Annotated in this window: 23 protein-coding genes and 1 tRNA gene; 4 read left to right on the top strand and 20 right to left on the bottom strand. The window is 58.1% G+C overall.

The genetic code is table 11. From position 1 onward, the window contains the following. Window positions 1-679: 679 nt before the first annotated feature. From LGM71_RS19215 to LGM71_RS19155, 13 genes are all read right to left on the bottom strand, one after another. Window positions 680-979, bottom strand: coding sequence for a hypothetical protein (locus LGM71_RS19215; protein WP_226115910.1), 300 nt, complete (start codon window positions 977-979; stop codon window positions 680-682). 387 nt (window positions 980-1366) lie between these two features. After that, window positions 1367-1720: a hypothetical protein gene (locus LGM71_RS19210; RefSeq protein ID WP_226115901.1), complete on the bottom strand. Its 354-nt coding sequence runs from the start codon at window positions 1718-1720 to the stop codon at window positions 1367-1369. Continuing rightward, on the bottom strand, window positions 1717-2070 hold the full coding sequence (locus tag LGM71_RS19205; protein WP_226115899.1) for a hypothetical protein: 354 nt from the start codon (window positions 2068-2070) through the stop codon (window positions 1717-1719). The genes LGM71_RS19210 and LGM71_RS19205 overlap by 4 nt, the downstream gene beginning before the upstream one ends. A gap of 5 nt (window positions 2071-2075) precedes the next feature. Beyond that, window positions 2076-2399, bottom strand: coding sequence for a hypothetical protein (locus tag LGM71_RS19200; RefSeq protein WP_060010967.1), 324 nt, complete (start codon window positions 2397-2399; stop codon window positions 2076-2078). A gap of 24 nt (window positions 2400-2423) precedes the next feature. Then, window positions 2424-4319, bottom strand: a complete 1896-nt coding sequence (locus LGM71_RS19195; protein WP_226115897.1) for a toprim domain-containing protein — start codon at window positions 4317-4319, stop codon at window positions 2424-2426. After that, a complete protein-coding gene (locus tag LGM71_RS19190; RefSeq protein ID WP_226115895.1) occupies window positions 4208-5032 on the bottom strand; it encodes a helix-turn-helix domain-containing protein in 825 nt (274 codons plus the stop codon). The genes LGM71_RS19195 and LGM71_RS19190 overlap by 112 nt, the downstream gene beginning before the upstream one ends. Continuing rightward, window positions 5029-5352: a hypothetical protein gene (locus LGM71_RS19185; RefSeq protein ID WP_226115893.1), complete on the bottom strand. Its 324-nt coding sequence runs from the start codon at window positions 5350-5352 to the stop codon at window positions 5029-5031. Before LGM71_RS19185 ends, LGM71_RS19190 begins: the two co-directional genes overlap by 4 nt. 384 nt (window positions 5353-5736) lie before the next feature. Then, complete coding sequence (locus tag LGM71_RS19180) at window positions 5737-6000, bottom strand: transcriptional regulator (protein ID WP_226115891.1); 264 nt, start codon at window positions 5998-6000, stop codon at window positions 5737-5739. A 169-nt stretch (window positions 6001-6169) separates the two neighbouring features. Beyond that, entirely contained in the window at window positions 6170-7234 is a 1065-nt protein-coding gene (locus LGM71_RS19175) for a hypothetical protein (protein WP_226115889.1), read from the bottom strand. A gap of 92 nt (window positions 7235-7326) precedes the next feature. Next, window positions 7327-7608, bottom strand: a complete 282-nt coding sequence (locus LGM71_RS19170; RefSeq protein WP_226115888.1) for a hypothetical protein — start codon at window positions 7606-7608, stop codon at window positions 7327-7329. Further along, window positions 7601-7813 (bottom strand): hypothetical protein, encoded by a 213-nt coding sequence (locus tag LGM71_RS19165; protein ID WP_226115887.1) that lies wholly within the window; start codon window positions 7811-7813, stop codon window positions 7601-7603. Before LGM71_RS19165 ends, LGM71_RS19170 begins: the two co-directional genes overlap by 8 nt. Next, on the bottom strand, window positions 7806-8093 hold the full coding sequence (locus LGM71_RS19160; RefSeq protein WP_226115886.1) for a hypothetical protein: 288 nt from the start codon (window positions 8091-8093) through the stop codon (window positions 7806-7808). The genes LGM71_RS19165 and LGM71_RS19160 overlap by 8 nt, the downstream gene beginning before the upstream one ends. After that, window positions 8086-8457, bottom strand: a complete 372-nt coding sequence (locus tag LGM71_RS19155) for a hypothetical protein (protein WP_226115885.1) — start codon at window positions 8455-8457, stop codon at window positions 8086-8088. Before LGM71_RS19155 ends, LGM71_RS19160 begins: the two co-directional genes overlap by 8 nt. 386 nt (window positions 8458-8843) lie before the next feature. On the opposite strand from LGM71_RS19155, the gene LGM71_RS33310 reads away from it, so the two are divergent. Beyond that, window positions 8844-9770 (top strand): HNH endonuclease signature motif containing protein, encoded by a 927-nt coding sequence (locus LGM71_RS33310; RefSeq protein ID WP_226115884.1) that lies wholly within the window; start codon window positions 8844-8846, stop codon window positions 9768-9770. Further along, on the top strand, window positions 9757-9981 hold the full coding sequence (locus LGM71_RS19145; RefSeq protein WP_226115882.1) for a hypothetical protein: 225 nt from the start codon (window positions 9757-9759) through the stop codon (window positions 9979-9981). Before LGM71_RS33310 ends, LGM71_RS19145 begins: the two co-directional genes overlap by 14 nt. A gap of 55 nt (window positions 9982-10036) precedes the next feature. Here LGM71_RS19145 and LGM71_RS19140 read toward each other — a convergent pair whose 3' ends face one another. Further along, window positions 10037-10777 carry a DUF4145 domain-containing protein gene (locus tag LGM71_RS19140; RefSeq protein ID WP_226115880.1) on the bottom strand — a complete coding sequence of 247 codons (741 nt, stop codon included), beginning with the start codon at window positions 10775-10777 and terminating at the stop codon, window positions 10037-10039. Between the two features lie 54 nt (window positions 10778-10831). Beyond that, the gene (locus LGM71_RS19135; RefSeq protein ID WP_226115878.1) at window positions 10832-11506 is read right to left on the bottom strand and encodes an SOS response-associated peptidase family protein; all 675 of its coding nucleotides are present in this window, start codon (window positions 11504-11506) and stop codon (window positions 10832-10834) included. 76 nt (window positions 11507-11582) lie between these two features. Between LGM71_RS19135 and LGM71_RS19130 the strand changes: the two genes are divergently transcribed. Further along, window positions 11583-12050, top strand: a complete 468-nt coding sequence (locus tag LGM71_RS19130) for a hypothetical protein (protein ID WP_226115876.1) — start codon at window positions 11583-11585, stop codon at window positions 12048-12050. 133 nt (window positions 12051-12183) lie between these two features. Here LGM71_RS19130 and LGM71_RS19125 read toward each other — a convergent pair whose 3' ends face one another. From LGM71_RS19125 to LGM71_RS19105, 5 genes are all read right to left on the bottom strand, one after another. Continuing rightward, on the bottom strand, window positions 12184-12429 hold the full coding sequence (locus tag LGM71_RS19125) for a hypothetical protein (RefSeq protein WP_226115874.1): 246 nt from the start codon (window positions 12427-12429) through the stop codon (window positions 12184-12186). 86 nt (window positions 12430-12515) lie between these two features. Then, entirely contained in the window at window positions 12516-12905 is a 390-nt protein-coding gene (locus tag LGM71_RS19120) for a hypothetical protein (protein ID WP_226115872.1), read from the bottom strand. Beyond that, a complete protein-coding gene (locus tag LGM71_RS19115; RefSeq protein ID WP_226115870.1) occupies window positions 12902-13117 on the bottom strand; it encodes a hypothetical protein in 216 nt (71 codons plus the stop codon). Before LGM71_RS19115 ends, LGM71_RS19120 begins: the two co-directional genes overlap by 4 nt. Window positions 13118-13383: 266 nt before the next feature. Further along, window positions 13384-14562, bottom strand: coding sequence for a tyrosine-type recombinase/integrase (locus LGM71_RS19110; RefSeq protein WP_226115868.1), 1179 nt, complete (start codon window positions 14560-14562; stop codon window positions 13384-13386). Between the two features lie 172 nt (window positions 14563-14734). Then, window positions 14735-14821 (bottom strand) — tRNA-Leu (locus LGM71_RS19105). Window positions 14822-15066: 245 nt separating this feature from the next. Here LGM71_RS19105 and hpnD point away from each other — a divergent pair. Then, window positions 15067-15900 (top strand): presqualene diphosphate synthase HpnD, encoded by an 834-nt coding sequence (gene hpnD, locus LGM71_RS19100; protein ID WP_151048941.1) that lies wholly within the window; start codon window positions 15067-15069, stop codon window positions 15898-15900. Window positions 15901-15922: the final 22 nt, after the last annotated feature.

The following is a 15922-nucleotide window of genomic DNA, read 5'->3' as shown; positions in this document are numbered from 1 at the left end:
TCTGCGAAATTTCGTCACCCCCGTCCGTGGGGGGCCCGGGTGGTCCCAGAGTTATATTCTCGTAAGACTTAGATAAGAATCGATCTCATTGGGACGTGATAATGCCCCGTTCCGACTGATAGCCGCCATTATGTCAAATGAAGATGCACCGCACCAACTCAATATAATCAATGAGTTACGCAGTTTCATGCATTGAGCGATAGACCGATCACGACGAATGCGCCGCAACACGAAAGCTTTTGAATGTGACAGAAAGGAAATTGAATGGATGAAGGCGAAGCAGGAAACGGGTGTTTTTTGAGGCATCCACGTCACCCTCTTGCGCCACCTTTCCTCCCTTTCCCTCTCCTCTCCTGAGCCTTTTCTCGCGCGTACGTGCGCGCACGCGAGAAGTCGCTCGTTCCAGTAAGCCACTTGCTACACTGCTGAAACAACTAGGAGGGTCATCATGACGATGCGCACATACACGCACCTCTCGTGCACTTGCGGGCACCGTGGCACTCTTGTGGAGAGCGAGAATGATCAGCCGTATTCGGCCGAATGGAGTAGCGTCAGTTACGTCGACGAAGATATGAGCCAGACTAGGCCGGGAGACCATTCGACGTTTGCCGAGGCCGGCAGAAACTGTCCCGCCTGCGGGAATTAGCGTTCTGCGGGGCGCAGAGTAGTCAATCTGCTATCAATGCAAGGGCGCGTACGCGATCTCCTCGATTCGCGCCTCGTACATCCATTCATCTCGGTCGGCGAATCCGTTGATTTCCGCGCAGTAGTCCGCCATCTGCTCGAGTGTCGGCGGGTTCTCCGTCGAGATCGTAGCAAGCAGTGTGCCGTCAGACGTCAAGATGGCGTACGCGATCATGTTCAACTCCGGACCGATGGAACGGGCGCAACCTCCCACCCGCTTTTTTTGAAGCGTTGCTAGGTCGCGGCGGGTATATCCGGCTTGGTCGACCTGCTGCGCCTTGGTGCGTTCAGCCATTTTGGTCGGTCCTGGCGGTGCTTCTCCGCCATTCAGCCACGTTTATCGAGCTGGCGCGACACCAGTTGTTCGGGCCTGGGCTAATGGGCCCCCGTCGGACGTTTCTTCTATCCCGCGCTGCCTATTTGCGGTCGTCCCTCTGATCCCAAATCAGATGCGCTACTGCTCCTCGCTTTCGGTTCGCCGAAGAATTGCCGGTACCAACCCAGCCGCTTTCCGGCAAACCCAGCAAAGCCACTTTCCCGACCGTGCATCGCGAACCATTTGTAAGATCGTGAGCTGGCACTCGCGCTTACATGATGGGCAGATGATGGATTCAGGGCGCATCGAGAAAAAAACGCCCGGACGCACCGGGCGAATCACCGTAGTGAAGGAGACGCGACCAAGTTAAAGCTGTTTCCCGCGCTGAACGATCCCGCACATGATCTGGTGCAGTTCGGCTGCGGTCAGTTCCTCGCGGTCTTCGCGAACGATTGGCAAAGGCTTCTTCGTCCTTGCGTAAAGCAGGATCACCCCTCGCCTTATCCCCTTCGACTCACTCGGCTTCGCGTAAGCGATCCTGTTAGCGATGTACGTATAGCCTTCGTCAGTCAGTGCCGTCAGGTACTTCGAGATCGTCCCGCGCGGCACACCGATCTGCAAACCGAGACTCGCTTGAGTCAGCATCCCCTGCTGTTCGAGCAGCTCACAGATGCGGTGACCGACGAGATCCGGATTTGCCAGGTTGCGCAGCGAGATCATGCTTCTACTCCAACCCAGGACAACATGACGCGATCGAGTTCCGTCGGCGCTGGGATCCGGAACGGTGTCGAAACACGCACCGCGTCGCGCCGCCGGCTCTCCGCGATACGGGCGGACTTCCGCGTAAGCGGTACGACGGGCGGGATCGGCTTGTCGGTGCGTGCGTAGCGCTTGGGACTGCCCGACGCGGAAACGAATCCCGCTTCGGTCAATGCATCGAGCTGGCGAGCCGTTGCCCGCGGATGGATGCCCCGCACCTCGGCGATCTCGTTGATCGTCATCGGAACTCGATGTTCGAGCAATTCGCAGATGCAACGCTGCGCCGATCCTTGTCGCTCGATCTGCTTCACCCGTGTTACCTCGGCTTGTACGTCGAGTACGGATAAATTTCGTTTCCGCTGAGGAAGAGTTGCTTTCCATCCTCAGTTTCCACGCGGAAGAAGCCACGGCGCTCGGGTGCCGGCCCGACAATCCGTCCTCGAACCTCCTTCTTGCCGTCCGCAGTTCGAACCCGACAATTGAATCGATCAGCGGCGTGAGCGCCCACAAATGAGAGGACGCCTTCGATCATCTTGATCACGTCGTCACGCTTCGGGCCCGGCGCGAAAAGACCGGTCCTCGTACCGATATCCATCGCCGCAGCGATCATTGAGTTCGTCACTTCGATTTTCGCCATCATTTGTCTCCTTTCTCACGGTGTGGCCTAGCAGGTGTAATCCTCGGAAACGCAGCTAAACGGCAAATACACGTACGGCCGCCGGCTCTCGCTCGGACCGAACTGCATGCATTCACGGTTGAAGAACAGCGCGAGCGATCGTCGCTGCGTTTCGCCGTTTCGCGCCTTCAGCAACGTGAGAAACGCGTCCGGTTCGTCGACGCTCTGATCGTCTTGATCCTTCTGCGCCGACCACACCGAAAACACGTTGTCCGCGGCGTCCGTGATCTTCCCGCTGCCGCCAACGTCCATCTTTCCGGGGCTGCGCTTCTCGTCCTGTCCCTTGCGCGGGTGGGCGACCAGGTGCACGTGGACGTTGTACTGGCGCGCGAAGTTGGCGAGCAGGCGCATTGCTTCCTTCTGCGCCGTCATTGCGCCGTGCCCGTCTTCCGGGACGTCGGTCATCATCAGGCTGTCGATCACGAAGTGCCGGATGCCGTATCGCTTGAAGCCGTAGGTGAAGACTGTCACCAGCCGCTCGATTGCCGCGACACCGACGAGGTCGAAGACCCACATCCGATCGCGCAGCCATGCGCCCATGTGGTCGAGATACTCCGGCGCCGGCCGATCGAGGCCGCCCATTTGCTTCGCGATCCGCTTTCCCTGCATCTCCGGCCGCATCTCGCCTGAAAACACGCATGCGCGCTCGCCCTGGCACATCAGACCGATAAGCACCTGGCCAAGCAGCAGCGACTTGCCATGCCCGTTGATGCCCGTCCAGACAGTCACTTCGCCCGGGCGGAATTCGAACCAGAGCTCGTTGCGGCCGCAGAACGACAGGTACGGGAAATTCGCGTCCTCGTGCGCCGGATAGAACATCGATTTGACGTTCGACCAGAAGCGCTCGATCGATTTGAGCTCGTCCGGATCGAAGCCCGGGGCCTGATCGCAGCAGCGGAGGAAATCCTCCGCCTTGGCGCCGGCGAGCAGGTATTCGTTAGCGTCCTTCGATTCGCCGAAGAACACGACACGGCAGCGCTCGATGCCGAGCCGGTTCGCGACTTCGTGCGCCCCTTTTCGGCCAGCCTCGTCGTTGTCGTAGCAGAGCAGGATCTCGCTGAATCGCTCGAGGCGCTCCCAGTCGCTGTCGATCCACTGGTGGTTTCCGGCGCCGGCATTTACCGACAGCGCGGGGATCCCGACCTGGTGGAGCGTCATGGCGTCGATCTCGCCTTCGGCGATTGCGATGACACGCTCGGCTGGGTCAATCAGGTTCCAGCCGAACAGGCACGGCTCAGCGCCGGCTTCTTGCCGCATGTCCTTCTTGTCGGCGATGTTCCGATACTTGGCGTTGATCAGCTCGCCGCCGCGGAGGTACGGAAACACGATGTGGGTCTTCGGACCGTTGGTCTGCTCGGCGATCTGAAAGGCCTTCACGGTTTCGGGCGTGATGCCGCGGCCACCGAACCACTCGTCCAGCAGGCTTGACGGCCGCGACGCCTTCGGCCGTGCCGGACGCTGATACGTCGGCGCCTGCCGCTTGGGCATTTCGTCTCGCACGCCGAGGAACTGCTTCGCCTCGCGCATTGCGTCGGCCACCGACAGCGATCGGCACGCGCACCAGAGATCGAGCAGGTCCCCCGCCTCGCCGCTGGCGAAATCCTTCCACACACCCCGCTTGGCGCCGGCGAGGCACACCGACAGGCTCTGCCCCTTCTCGCCCGCCGTGCTGCCGGATTTCCATTCCTTGCCCGACTTGCGGCCATTCGGCAGCAGATGCTCGGCGATGGTCTGCGCGTTCTGCGCCATCAACTCGGCCAGTTCGCGCGCGTTCATGCTCGAGCCTCCTGGCGAACTCCATTGGCCCAGAGATGAGCGGAGCGCTCGGTGCAGCCGGCGTTCGTGGCCTGCCACTGGTACGTGAACCCGGCAGCCTTCCACCACGGCACCGCATCGCCGTCGAACAAGTCACCCTTCGCGCTCAGCTTCGCGAATTCCTCGAAGTGGCGATCACGGCCGAAGAACGTCGACGCCTGCTTGACGTACGGCGTGCCGATGTTCCCTGCGGCCTTCATCGCAGCAGCGTAGGCGACCACCGCTGCGATCAGCAGCCCCGGATCGATGCCTTCACGGATCCGAGCGTTCCATGCCCGCTGAGCTGCCTGCTTCGAATTCGAGCCTTCACGCTTCGGATACTGCTGCCATGCCTCATCGAATTTCGAATCGCACGAACGAGTAGGTTTACTTCCTGGTTTAACTTCCTGTTTTGTGGTGCTGTCAGCACCTACCCCTCCCTGCTGTGAGCACCTACCCCCGGTGCTGTCAGCACCTACCGTAGGTGCTGTGTGCACATACCCGTCGGTGCTATCAGCACCTACTCCCCCCACGGATGCCCCCACCCTCAGGACGTACTGATTCGGAAGATTGACGCCGTTTTGAGTCTGGCGGCGAATCTCGATCAAGCCTTTCTTCTCGATCTCGGCGATCGCTCGACGAACGGAATCCCGGCTCATGCCGCATTCTTTGGCGAGGGTGTCGTGAGATGGGTCGCAACGTCCGGTATGCGCGTTGCAGCAGTTCGCCAGCATCAGCAAGACGAGCTTCTGCAAGGCCGGTAATTCCTGCTCAACAGCCCAGGTCATGGCTTGGAAGCTCATCGCATGGACTCCTGGATCGCCAGTTCCATAACGAGTCGTTGATCGGCGCTGCGTGCCCGAATTTCGGCGTACATCATGTCCTTGCAGACGCGCCGCCAGAGGGGCGTTGCGACCGGCGACATAGTGAGATTGCCGAGCGCGGTGATACGCAGTTCGCGTTCGTAATCGGCACGTGCCTCACCCGTCACCGGCGCTACTTCAGCCTGATCGATGGACCACCGCACTAGCGCCGGACGAGCAAACCGCCGGCGCCGCAAAACGGATCGATGGCCCTGGCACGGGGGATTACCAAACACGACATCAAGCTCGATACGATTCATGCTTACCACCTCTGCCCAAAATCCAATAAGGATTCCTAATTGGCAATAAAAAGCCCCGCGCTTTGGGGGAAGCAGCTGGTCAGGCTGAGCGGTTTTCCGGACAGGTTCGGATCACCTCTTCCCCCGAAACACGGGGCGCCTGTCTAATCGCCGATGACCAGTCGACGTACATAGGCTACTTCGGTTTCCCGGGCATTTCCGGAACCAAGGCCCGTTTCGGCCGCAAACACACGCTAGGCGGGACACCACAATGCGCGGACTGTGTTGCGGAAACCCGCTCCAGCCCTTGTTGGGATGTCGCCAGCGGAGCCAAGTTGTTGACTTTCTTGATACAGGAGACCGCCGCTACGATCGGGAACTTGTCGGTGATATTCGTATGCAGCATCACGCGGCCTCACCGAGTTCAGGGGCGACACGATAGCCAAGCGGATCCGCCAGCCACCGATGCACTTCGGCGTTGCTATAGCAGGAATGCGTCCGGCTCATGCGGATCGGCTGGGGTGCCTTGCCGGCGATCCCAAGCTTCCGCCAGGACTCGCGGCACATCGGAATAAAGGGCGCGATCTGAGCCCATTTGGAGAGGCCGACCCGTGGAAGGATCGGCTCGGTCCGCTTGCCTTTATCGGCTGGCGCTGCTGTCTTCTTCATGTTCGCTCACCTGTACTGGCGACGACTACAGGCTAGGCAGCGGGAAATTTCCGCGCAACCGACTATAGTCGTCGCTGGTTAGAGTTGGTGAGCTAATCGTAGTCATTCACTGCGGGCGATGTAACGGCACTCAATCGACCTAAAATCGCATCAACTGTCGCGACAGTTGTTACCCATTTTTCTTAGATAACTGTCGCCAGCGCTGAAGGCGCTCCATGTACGCGGCGCCTCCCCTCGTTGCCCTTACCTGCGTCCAGTATTTTCGCTCCATCGAATCAAAGTTTTTGCACTGTCTTTCGATAGTACGCTGATCCAGTTGTACGTCGAACCCTTCCAGATACATGAGATCTGCGATCTGTCCAGGCTTCGACGATTGAAACTCTCTCCAATTCTCTTCTGCCATGCGATACACGAAAACACGCGCTCGCGCAGTTCCATCGAGTCTGGAAATTGGATACAACGTATCAGCATCGACTTTCGACATATCCCGAAAACATTCTATCAATTTCTCGATTCTTTCCTCGTTCGCATCCCCGGCCTTAAATTGTCTCAGCGGGTTTCTACCATCATACAAAACACCTACAACCCTCATCGCAACATCATCATTTGCGATCGATCGCAGCACCTCAACAGCTTCAATCGCCTTTAATATTCTGACATCGTATGATCGACGCCTATCTACCATTAACTCAGCGACATTCGAGAAATGATATTCTCGAATTGCCGAGACCAACCCTCTTATCCAACGGAATGATTCACTCTGATGACGAAAAAGTCTTCGTCGTTCATGCAAGTATTCCGCTGGAGACATCCTTAACTCCCTCGCACTTTTCGTATTTGCCGCCTTACATAAGCGCTCATACGACAATTCAATGAAATTATTGCGAATACTGACAACCTCATCCTCTGACCGAACCTTAAATCCATTCGGGAAAAGCTTCGCATACACCGAGGAATACTCCGTTGAAGCAGTCAACCAACGCATGACCGCCCCATCGAAAATTTCGCGCCGCTTCTTTGAAAGAGCGTCAAAAACAAAAGAGAGAGACTCCTCGCAAGCCGCTCGGTTTCTTAATTTGAAATTCAAAAAATTTCTATCGGCAAAGAATCCATCGACTGTCGCCTCCTTCCATCCGCGGCATGCTTCCTCATCAGGATAGTCGTCAATACTTAACGGGTAGCCGTCAATTTTACCTAGGCAGTCGATAAACTCTACTTCAGTCGGAATTGCCATCTTAAATTGTCCGCTTCGTGTGATTAATTTACGGCAACCTGTCTAGAGATTATGCCGCATGGGCTCCATACGGCATGCTGCATCGCGGAACGTCAAGCCTCCAGCCAGTAGTCCGGATCCTCCAGTTCCTTGATCGGATCCCAGCTGTCGAAGCATGGCCCGCCGCCCTCGAACGCGTACATGTGGAATAGCAGCGCCAGGGCATCATCGAATCCGGCGCGCTCGGCACCATTCAGGCCCGCAGCAGCCTCGCGAATCTTTGCCGCAGTCTGATGCGGGTAGTTGTGCTCCGGGTCTGCTTTCCATTCCCGAAGCCTGGCTGCCAACATCGCGGCGCCAATTCGGTATCCAGGGGGCAAGTAGCGCTTAGCCATGACGCCCCTCCGACTCATCGAGCGTTGCAATCAACTGAGCGCACGAAAGAATATGATCAGCCAGCAAGCCGAAGACGCGATAGTGGTCGCGCAGCGTTTCCTCGGCCGATGGTTTGCGAGTGGCCTTTGGGTTCTTTCGGAAATCGGCCAGGTTGAAGACTTGCGCGCCGCCGGCAGACTTGGCCGTGCTCTTGACGTTAGCCATGATGAGCCTCGTTGCCGCCGTACTCGATAGCAGCGACGGCAGAATCGAGTAGCCCCTTGGCAATCCCTGCGGCCGTGAGAACTGCATACAGCTGGCTCGTGTATTCGGTGCTATTGCAGGCAGTCTCGCTCAGCACGTCCAGCACAACGCCGAGGTGGCACGATGAAGCTTGCAGGGCATCTAGAACCGGCAGACCGGCCGTAACCGAAAGGAAACTGGTCATTACACTGACGTTGGGGAGCGTCTCGGGAAGCGTCTTCAGCGCACGAATGTCAGTCATGGCGCACCTCCGAGGACTCGCTCGCGTGCTTGGCAAGTTTCAGGCCTTCCAGCATCCGGTCGGCAACTTCAGTCAGGTACTGGCCGACAATTTCCGCAGCGTTCAGCAGGCCAAGGTGGGCTGCATGTCCGAGTGGTTCGGCATTCGACATTGCAGGCTCGCAGCTGCTGTTATGAACCAGCCGTGCGATTGTCGTGATTGCATCAGACGCACGATACACGTCGGCGATGAGGTTTGCCGGAACCAGGGCGAATTCGCTGTCGTCGTCGGTGACCCAATGGTCACTCATCATCACGCCGCAAAACGTCGGATCGGTGTAGTCAGGTGTGGAGGGGGAGGCAGACGAAGACTTGATGGCAGACATGGCGGGTCCTTTGTGGGCAAAGAACCTGCGCCCTCATCGCCAAATGAGGGTGGGCAGGCAGATAGCGAGGTTGGCGAACCGGACACAAAGGAACCCGGCATACCCGAAGGTATCCCCACCACTGCCCGCCCGTTGAACTGGGCGCACGTGTAGTGTACAGACGAAAAAATACCGCCATATGGCGGTCGTCGTCCGCCTTTGTGAGATCAGGTCGCCAAACCCGGCGCTTGTTGTCTCAAGCGCATATGTACTCTAGTTCCACTACGCACTAACGTCAAGCGAGATTTGATCAGGTCGCTGTCCGAACAGCCAGACCATGTTCATGCGCTTCTGTATTTTTGGAGTGTCATCATATGGAGTCCTACTGACTGTTTAGGAGGACCTGCGTGAGCTACACGAAAGCAATCCTGCAGTTGATCCAAGACCAACCTGACATATGCGAGGAGGAGATTGTTGCAGTACTTCAGCTAGACGGTCGAGATGTCACGGGCATGATCTGGCCGTACATCGAACGGGGTCACGTCATCGTCAACAAGGAGCCGGTTTCCAACGGCAGACGCAAGCTAAAAAAAACATTCTCCCCAAGCTCAAGCCTCTCGTCGGCAATGCAAAAGGCAGCTCGAGGTTACGAGAGATGGGGAAAAGGTGATGTTGAGCTTTTGCGGGAACTGTACCCACACCACCCCAATGCGTCCATAGCACAGCGTCTTGGACGTACTGCTCAACAGATTGAAAGCAAGGCTGGCAAGCTAGGGCTTCGCAAGGCCCCCAAATACGTTCCCCCTGCGGGACATCGCTTCGGTCCGCCTGTGCGATGGTCGGAAGAGGAAATCGCGATTCTCAAGCAACAATATCCGGACTCGACAATTGCCGTCTTGTCGCCAGCTCTTCGAAAGACGTCGTCTCAGATACTAGCCATGGTCCGTAAGCTTGGCCTGAAGAAGTCCGCTGCATTTTGGAAGGAGGTCGGCGAACGAATCATCCCACTCGGTGCTGAAAGTCGGCTTCCGGCGCATCCCATCGGAACTGAGAAAATTTGGGGAGATTATGTCTATATCAAAGTTGACCACACGGAAGGATGGGTATCGAAGCATCGACTTGCATGGCGCACCCATCATGGAGACTACAACCCCAAAACGCATTCCATATGGTTCATCGATCGAAATCCATTGAATTGCGACATCTCGAATCTTGAACTGATTACAAAAAAAGAGTTGGCCAATCGGTCCTCAGGAATCCGCTATCCGGAAGAACTTCGATCCGTTATCAACATGTACAACAAGCTGAGGAAGGCGATCAATGAACAACATTGAAGCTTTGCGCGAATATTTGTTCAATACCCTGCAAGCATTGACTGACAAAGATAAGCCGATGGAGATCGAACGTGCGAAGGCCGTCGCCGAGGTAGCTCAGGTGATTATCAACTCCGCTAAGGTCGAGGTCGAACACCTGAAGGTTGCTGGGGGCAAGGGAACTGGATTCATCAACGCCCCAGGATCGACGACTCATCGGCTTGGCGGATGACGTCGCACGGCCGGGCGGGCAAGTCGTCCCGCCCCTTGCACAAAGGTGTTTGAGGCTAGACCTTCTCTGGCCTATCAACGTCGGCGCGAACCGCACGCTTTGGCTTTGGTGGAATCTTCTCCTTGATGCTGAGAGCCTGCTTGCCGACAATGAACGCGCGTTGAAGAAACACTTCCATCGCTTGAACGAGCTGAAAGACTTGCTGCTCGTCGGGCTGCCATCCACGGTGCGCAGCCGCATTCCCCGCATCTGTGACGATCCCTAGAATCTCGTGTTCTGTATCACCAATCCAGCCCCCGTCCTTCAATTTTTTCAACTTCTCGGCAAACGTCAACGCCTGCTCGATGCCTAAAACCTCCATCGCTCTGTCAAGCGCAGTTCTCAGCCCTATCGCGGCAAGAATGAACGCGCCGTTGTCGCACGCAAGGTACATCTCGTCAAGAATCGTGTAAAGCGTCAGATCATTATTCGCAACTGCTTCTAACCATGCAGGCTTGATGCGACTTGTCGGCTTCGGATAAGTGCTTACGCGCCTGACGTGCTCATATTGACTGTCACCATTCGCATCGCACCAATAATCTAGATCCTCGCTATTCCATTCGGAAATTTCACAGAAAACCGTTTCGCAGCCCTTGCATTCAAGAAGTATGTGCTCAACCGCTCCATCCACTGAATTTCCTTTTCGATCGGACCATTCCCATCGCTTCTTCACACGACCATGGACGTCGCAGTTTCTCTCACCGCCGCAATTCGGGCACTGCCCCTTCACAGTCTCTTTCTTTTCCTGCGGTTCCATTTATTCCTCTCAGCTTGCCGGCATTTCAGGCGACATCATGGATGATTGTAGCGTTCACGGTTGAGGCTCAGCCGACATATCTTCAGCTGGGTAAAGCTGCAGCATCGCACGCGCCGCCTCGACGTTCGACGTCGTCAGCCATTCCTCCCAGTCGTCCGGCCGCAAGATCACGACTGACCGCTTCTCATCGCCAGGCTTGTGCATGCGCGACATGATCGGGTGGTCGTCCGCATTCACCGTGATCATCGACATCGTGTGTTGCTCGGCACCGTCCTGGCCCTGAAGCGTCCGCCAAATGCCAGCGACGCACATCGTGCGCCACTCGGCCAGTCCGATCCGGTGCCATACGTTCTTGCCAGTCTCATAGCACGGCTCATAGATCCACTCGGCCGGTATCAGGCAGCGGCGCCCAGCACGCCACGCGGGTCCGTACAGCGGTGACTTGCCGAGGTTGTCGTCGCGCACGTTCATCGTGCTGCGGATGATCGGTGGCTTACGCCCCTGCTCTTTCGCCTTCTCGACGTTGGCCTTCTGAAGCGCCCGCGGCCAGAAGCCGAAGCCGGCAATCAATGGCGTGAACTTTCCATCAATGCTAGCGACGATCGGAGCGTCATAGTCTTGGTAGATCTCCGGCTTCCAGGGGAAGCGTCGATACAGGTCGCTGAACGGCTCGATACGGAGCTCGCGGATCTCGAAGTCCTCATGCGGCGCCCGGTAGTTCGTACACATCGCCCGCCCCCGATTTTGGTCTTGACCGCAGTAGCTTATCTCGAAATATACTGTGTTTTTATACAGTATCTAGATCGTGATCAAGCCTCAGTGGGCATACATCTGGGAGTACGGATTTCAGGGCGACAGGACGCGCCTGAGGACGCCGATCGAGCTCACGAAACGTGAATTTGAGTCGTGGGTCGACAAGGACCCGCGGTCGGCGTTTCTTGGCACATGCGCGCCGATCGAGGCGACGAGAATCGATCGCAACCGTGTTCCTCTGACGGATCCGCGGTTCAAGCTGCGGCCGGCGGTTCCGGATTTTGACGCACCGACGGAAGCCGAACTGCGCGCGCTATGGCGCGAGTACACCGATCTTCAGGTGCGGTGGTTGATTCTCGAAATCCGTGCGCTCAGGAAGTCGCTCGAGCGCATCGAAGAGTGGTACGTCTACACCGACAAGAACGTCGCGAACAAGGGCGATCTCGCCGGCGCGCAAGGGCAGTTGCATCGGCTCCTACATCTGCTGCGCGAGGAGATGAGGCGTGCGGGGATGCGGTAATGCTACGTCCCGGACCCAATGAATGACACTAGACTTCTAGCTGCCGGACTGATCAACGGTGAGCCTGAGAACTGACGTGGCATGCCGAGCGTGTCCTTCTCTCTCGGGTGCGCCCTTCGCTAATATGGCGGTCCTATAACCCAGTTTCGTCTTTAGAAACCTTGTACCGGGCAAATGCCCTTGCCGCATCCATGGCAGCATGGTGAGTTGCAAATGTGTCGTGAATCGTATGCGTCATACCAGCGATCTGCGTCTTCTTGGCGGCATGGTCGCTCTTGCGCTCGAACCGAACCAAAGCTCGCCATACACCCGGAGGCGATTCAAATGCCTCGCAAAAACAGAAATAGTCACCGTCTTCGACCACCGAATGCTCGGACATCTTGGCCTCCGCGCCGAAAGGGTCGAGCGCTGGCTTGTTATGCCGGCCAGCACCGTCCAATGTGAAACGCCCCGCTCGAGGCGGGGCTAAACAACAATGAACTCATACGGATCTTTCGAGCGGAACCCTTGTTTCCTGATCACCGTGATGGCCGCGATCTCATACACGTACGCCCCATTACCAGAGGTCACCCTATTAAAGCCGCAAGGAATGTTGATATGTGAGTTCCCGCATCGGAGATTGAACGTATCCTGATCGTTCAGGGCCATGACCCCCGCCATATGCTGCGCGATCAATCTGGCTAGCATCGACTCAATCTCGGCGATGGCAATGGGCGGAACGTTGCGCGGATCGTTGATGCGCGATAGCGCGAAGTGACCGGTCGCCACAAACCTGAGGTTGTGCTTCGCCAGTGTCGCGTTAATCCGTGTCTCCAGTGCCGTTATTTCTTGTACTGTTATCGGCATGATGGTCACTCGGTCTTGTTAGCGACGAGCTCTCTCAGCTTGCTGTTGAGGTCTTCGGTCGACTTCGCAACAACTGTCCCAATGAGACGGCTATCGCGGAGCGTACCCATTCTGACGCTAAATTCGTGGTTGTCGAACGAATCGACGAACACGAACTTCCCCGTTTTTTCGTCGCGGAACGATGCGAAGTTTTCGCTCAGCGACATGCGAAAATCAAACATCGTGTCTCTCCTTCAGCTGCGCCGTTCGGCATATGTATCACGAACGGCAGGTAATAAACAAAACTTTAGGCTGGCTGTCAGCGTTTCGCCACACCAACAAACACCAATGCTGCGTGTGTCCACACCACCCTCCACTACTTACGCAAGATTCGAGCCACATCGACAGAAAGGGCGCGAATTGCGCTACAGATCCGCCATAATCCCTTGGTCTTGGCGCGTCGGAATTGATTCCCGTCAAAAACGTGTCGTGGAAGTAACAACCCTTCTTACTCTGTAAAACTGCTACCAAGATAGTCGCCCCACCATTGCATCATCTTCCGGCGCTCCGGCAGGTACTCGGCGTGGTTGTACGCTGCCCGAGTCTCATCGCGCTCGCTGTGGGCAAGCTGACGCTCGATCCAGTCTCGGTTGAAATTGTGCTCATTCAAGATAGTCGACGCGAGGCCACGGAAGCCATGCCCGGTCATGCGTGAGTGGTAGCCCATCCGGTACAGGGCGTACAGGATCGTATTCTCGCTCATAGGCTTCTTGGAACTCGACCGGCTCGGGAACACGAACTGGCTGTGGCCGTTCAGTTCGCGGAGCTTCGCGACCACCTCGAGCGCCTGCTTCGACAGCGGCACGATGTGCGGCGAGCGCATCTTCATTTTCTCGGGCGGGATGCGCCATTCCTTCTTCTTCTCGTCGATCTCAGTCCACTCAGCGAACCGGAGCTCGCTCGTACGGACGAACGTTAGCGCCATAAACTGCAGCGCCAGCCGAGTCTGGAAGTCGCCCTCATACGCGTTGATCTTCTGCATCAGCTCAGGCAGTTCCGCCTCGCTGACGCGCTTCATGTGCACGACGGTGCGGGTCTTCAGCGCGCCTCGGAGATCCGGCGCCGGGTCGCGCTCCGCCCGGCCGGTGGCAATCGCGTACCGAAAGATCTGACTCGTTGCCTGGATCGCCTTGTGCGCTAGTTCGATCGCGTCGCGCGACTCAATCTTTCGTATCACCGCCAACAACTCGGGGGCTGTGATCTCGACGATCGGTCGCGCACCGAGCACCGGAAACAGTTCCCGCTCGAGCAGCTTCATGATGCGGTCCGCGTGCCGCTCACTCCAGGCGCCCTTCTTCTGCTCATGCCATTCACGAGCAATCGGTTCGAAGGAGTTGGCACGACCCAAGCTGCGCTGAGCCTTCACCCGCTTCTTTTCGTGCGAAGGATCGAGGCCGCCGCGTAACTGGTCTTTAATGTCGTCACGGGCCTTCCGAGCGGCCAGCAAGGTCACCGCCGGATAGACCCCGAGGGCCATCCGTTTCTCCTTGCCGTCGATGCGGTACTTCAACCGCCAGTACTTGGAGCCGCTCGGCATGACCTCGAGGTACATGCCCTGGCCGTCGGCCAGCTTGTAGGACTTGTCGCGAGGCTTAGCCGCACGGACAGCGACATCGGTAAGGGGCATTTGGGCGCGGGGGCATTTCGATGCCCCATTTCAGGAAAACTGCCCCCAACGATGCCCCCCGATTTCGTGGGTGTCAATGGGAAGTAATAGGCAACGCTGGTAGCAAAAAGCCCCGTAAGTGCTTGACTGACGGGGCTTTTTGGCCAAACATGGAAATGCTTGGGAGTATATGTGGTGCGTGAGGCCGGACTCGAACCGGCACACCCTTGCGGGCGTCAGGACCTAAACCTGGTGCGTCTACCAATTTCGCCACTCACGCGAATATCCGCCGCCTCAGCGCATGGCACGCAAGATGCGTTCTCCACGCGCCCGGGACTTGCCGGGGCTTCGTGTCGGCACGAAAACCGGCACGCCCGATCAGGCGAGCGCGAGATTCTACCCGATCTGTGCAGCATTGTCTCGCCCTACCGGCGCCCGTCGAAGAGCGGTGCTAGAATGCCGCGCTCGAGTGTCGGCCATGCGCCGGCGCGCGTCCCCGAATCCGCCTCCGCCACGATCCCACCCGTGAACTTCGACGACTACTGTCAGCAAAAGGCCGCCCCCGCGGGCTCCAGCGTCTACTACGCGCTGCGCCAGGCGCCGCTCGCCGCCGAACCGCGCCTGACGGCCCTGTTCGCGCTGCGCCGCGAACTCGAGGAAACCGTCAAGGAAACCAGCGATCCGACCGTCGGACACACGAAGCTCGCATGGTGGCACAAGGAACTCGCGGCGCTCGCCGCCGGCGAACCGTCGCATCCGGTCACGAAGGCGCTCGCGCAACACCACCCGGCGATCGGGGCCGAATCCGATGCGCTGCGCACGCTCGTCAACGGTTACGGGATGGATCTCGAACAGGCGCGCTATCTGGATTTCGCGAACCTGGAGCGCTACATCGCGCAGGTCGGCGGCACCTTCGCGTCGCTGGTCGCCCGCGCAAGCGCCGCGAATCCGGCCGCCCCGCAACCGTGGGCCGCGGATGCCGGCCGCGCGCTGATGCTCGCGCAATTCGTGCAGGAACTCGGCAACGATGCGCGCCACGGCCGCATCTATCTGCCAATCGACGAACTGCAGCGCTACAACGTGACCGCTGCCGACCTGCTGAACCGCCGCTACAGTCCGGCCTTCACCGAGCTGCTGCAGTTTCAGACGGGCCGCGCGCGCGAAGCGCTGGCCGCCGCCGACGCAGCGCTCCCCGCATCCGAACGCCGCGCGCAACGCACGCTGCGCGCGCAGATCGCACTGGCCGGTGCACTGCTCGACGAAATCGAGCGCGACGGCTACCAGGTGCTGCACCAGCGCATCGCGCTGACACCGATCCGCAAGCTGTGGATCGCGTGGCGCGCTGCGCGCCGCCGCTGATCCGCGCCGTCACCCTCCCAAG

Source organism: Burkholderia sp. AU33545, from assembly GCF_020419685.1.
Classification (GTDB): Bacteria; Pseudomonadota; Gammaproteobacteria; order Burkholderiales; family Burkholderiaceae; genus Burkholderia; species Burkholderia diffusa.
This window is presented reverse-complemented; position numbering and strand designations above follow the sequence as displayed.

Bases quoted from the DNA above. Each gene is read 5' to 3' on its own strand.
- LGM71_RS19115 (WP_226115870.1), bottom strand. From the start codon at position 13,117: ATGTTTGATTTTCGCATGTCGCTGAGCGAAAACTTCGCATCGTTCCGC.
- LGM71_RS19135 (WP_226115878.1), bottom strand. From the start codon at position 11,506: ATGTGTACGAACTACCGGGCGCCGCATGAGGACTTCGAGATCCGCGAG.
- LGM71_RS19215 (WP_226115910.1), bottom strand. From the start codon at position 979: ATGGCTGAACGCACCAAGGCGCAGCAGGTCGACCAAGCCGGATATACC.
- LGM71_RS19175 (WP_226115889.1), bottom strand. From the start codon at position 7,234: ATGGCAATTCCGACTGAAGTAGAGTTTATCGACTGCCTAGGTAAAATT.
- LGM71_RS19125 (WP_226115874.1), bottom strand. From the start codon at position 12,429: ATGTCCGAGCATTCGGTGGTCGAAGACGGTGACTATTTCTGTTTTTGC.
- LGM71_RS19185 (WP_226115893.1), bottom strand. From the start codon at position 5,352: ATGAATCGTATCGAGCTTGATGTCGTGTTTGGTAATCCCCCGTGCCAG.
- LGM71_RS19190 (WP_226115895.1), bottom strand. From the start codon at position 5,032: ATGAGCTTCCAAGCCATGACCTGGGCTGTTGAGCAGGAATTACCGGCC.
- LGM71_RS19140 (WP_226115880.1), bottom strand. From the start codon at position 10,777: ATGGAACCGCAGGAAAAGAAAGAGACTGTGAAGGGGCAGTGCCCGAAT.
- LGM71_RS19160 (WP_226115886.1), bottom strand. From the start codon at position 8,093: ATGACTGACATTCGTGCGCTGAAGACGCTTCCCGAGACGCTCCCCAAC.
- LGM71_RS19110 (WP_226115868.1), bottom strand. From the start codon at position 14,562: ATGCCCCTTACCGATGTCGCTGTCCGTGCGGCTAAGCCTCGCGACAAG.
- LGM71_RS19145 (WP_226115882.1), top strand. From the start codon at position 9,757: ATGAACAACATTGAAGCTTTGCGCGAATATTTGTTCAATACCCTGCAA.
- LGM71_RS19210 (WP_226115901.1), bottom strand. From the start codon at position 1,720: ATGATCTCGCTGCGCAACCTGGCAAATCCGGATCTCGTCGGTCACCGC.
- LGM71_RS19180 (WP_226115891.1), bottom strand. From the start codon at position 6,000: ATGAAGAAGACAGCAGCGCCAGCCGATAAAGGCAAGCGGACCGAGCCG.
- LGM71_RS19165 (WP_226115887.1), bottom strand. From the start codon at position 7,813: ATGGCTAACGTCAAGAGCACGGCCAAGTCTGCCGGCGGCGCGCAAGTC.
- LGM71_RS19200 (WP_060010967.1), bottom strand. From the start codon at position 2,399: ATGATGGCGAAAATCGAAGTGACGAACTCAATGATCGCTGCGGCGATG.
- LGM71_RS19155 (WP_226115885.1), bottom strand. From the start codon at position 8,457: ATGTCTGCCATCAAGTCTTCGTCTGCCTCCCCCTCCACACCTGACTAC.
- LGM71_RS19170 (WP_226115888.1), bottom strand. From the start codon at position 7,608: ATGGCTAAGCGCTACTTGCCCCCTGGATACCGAATTGGCGCCGCGATG.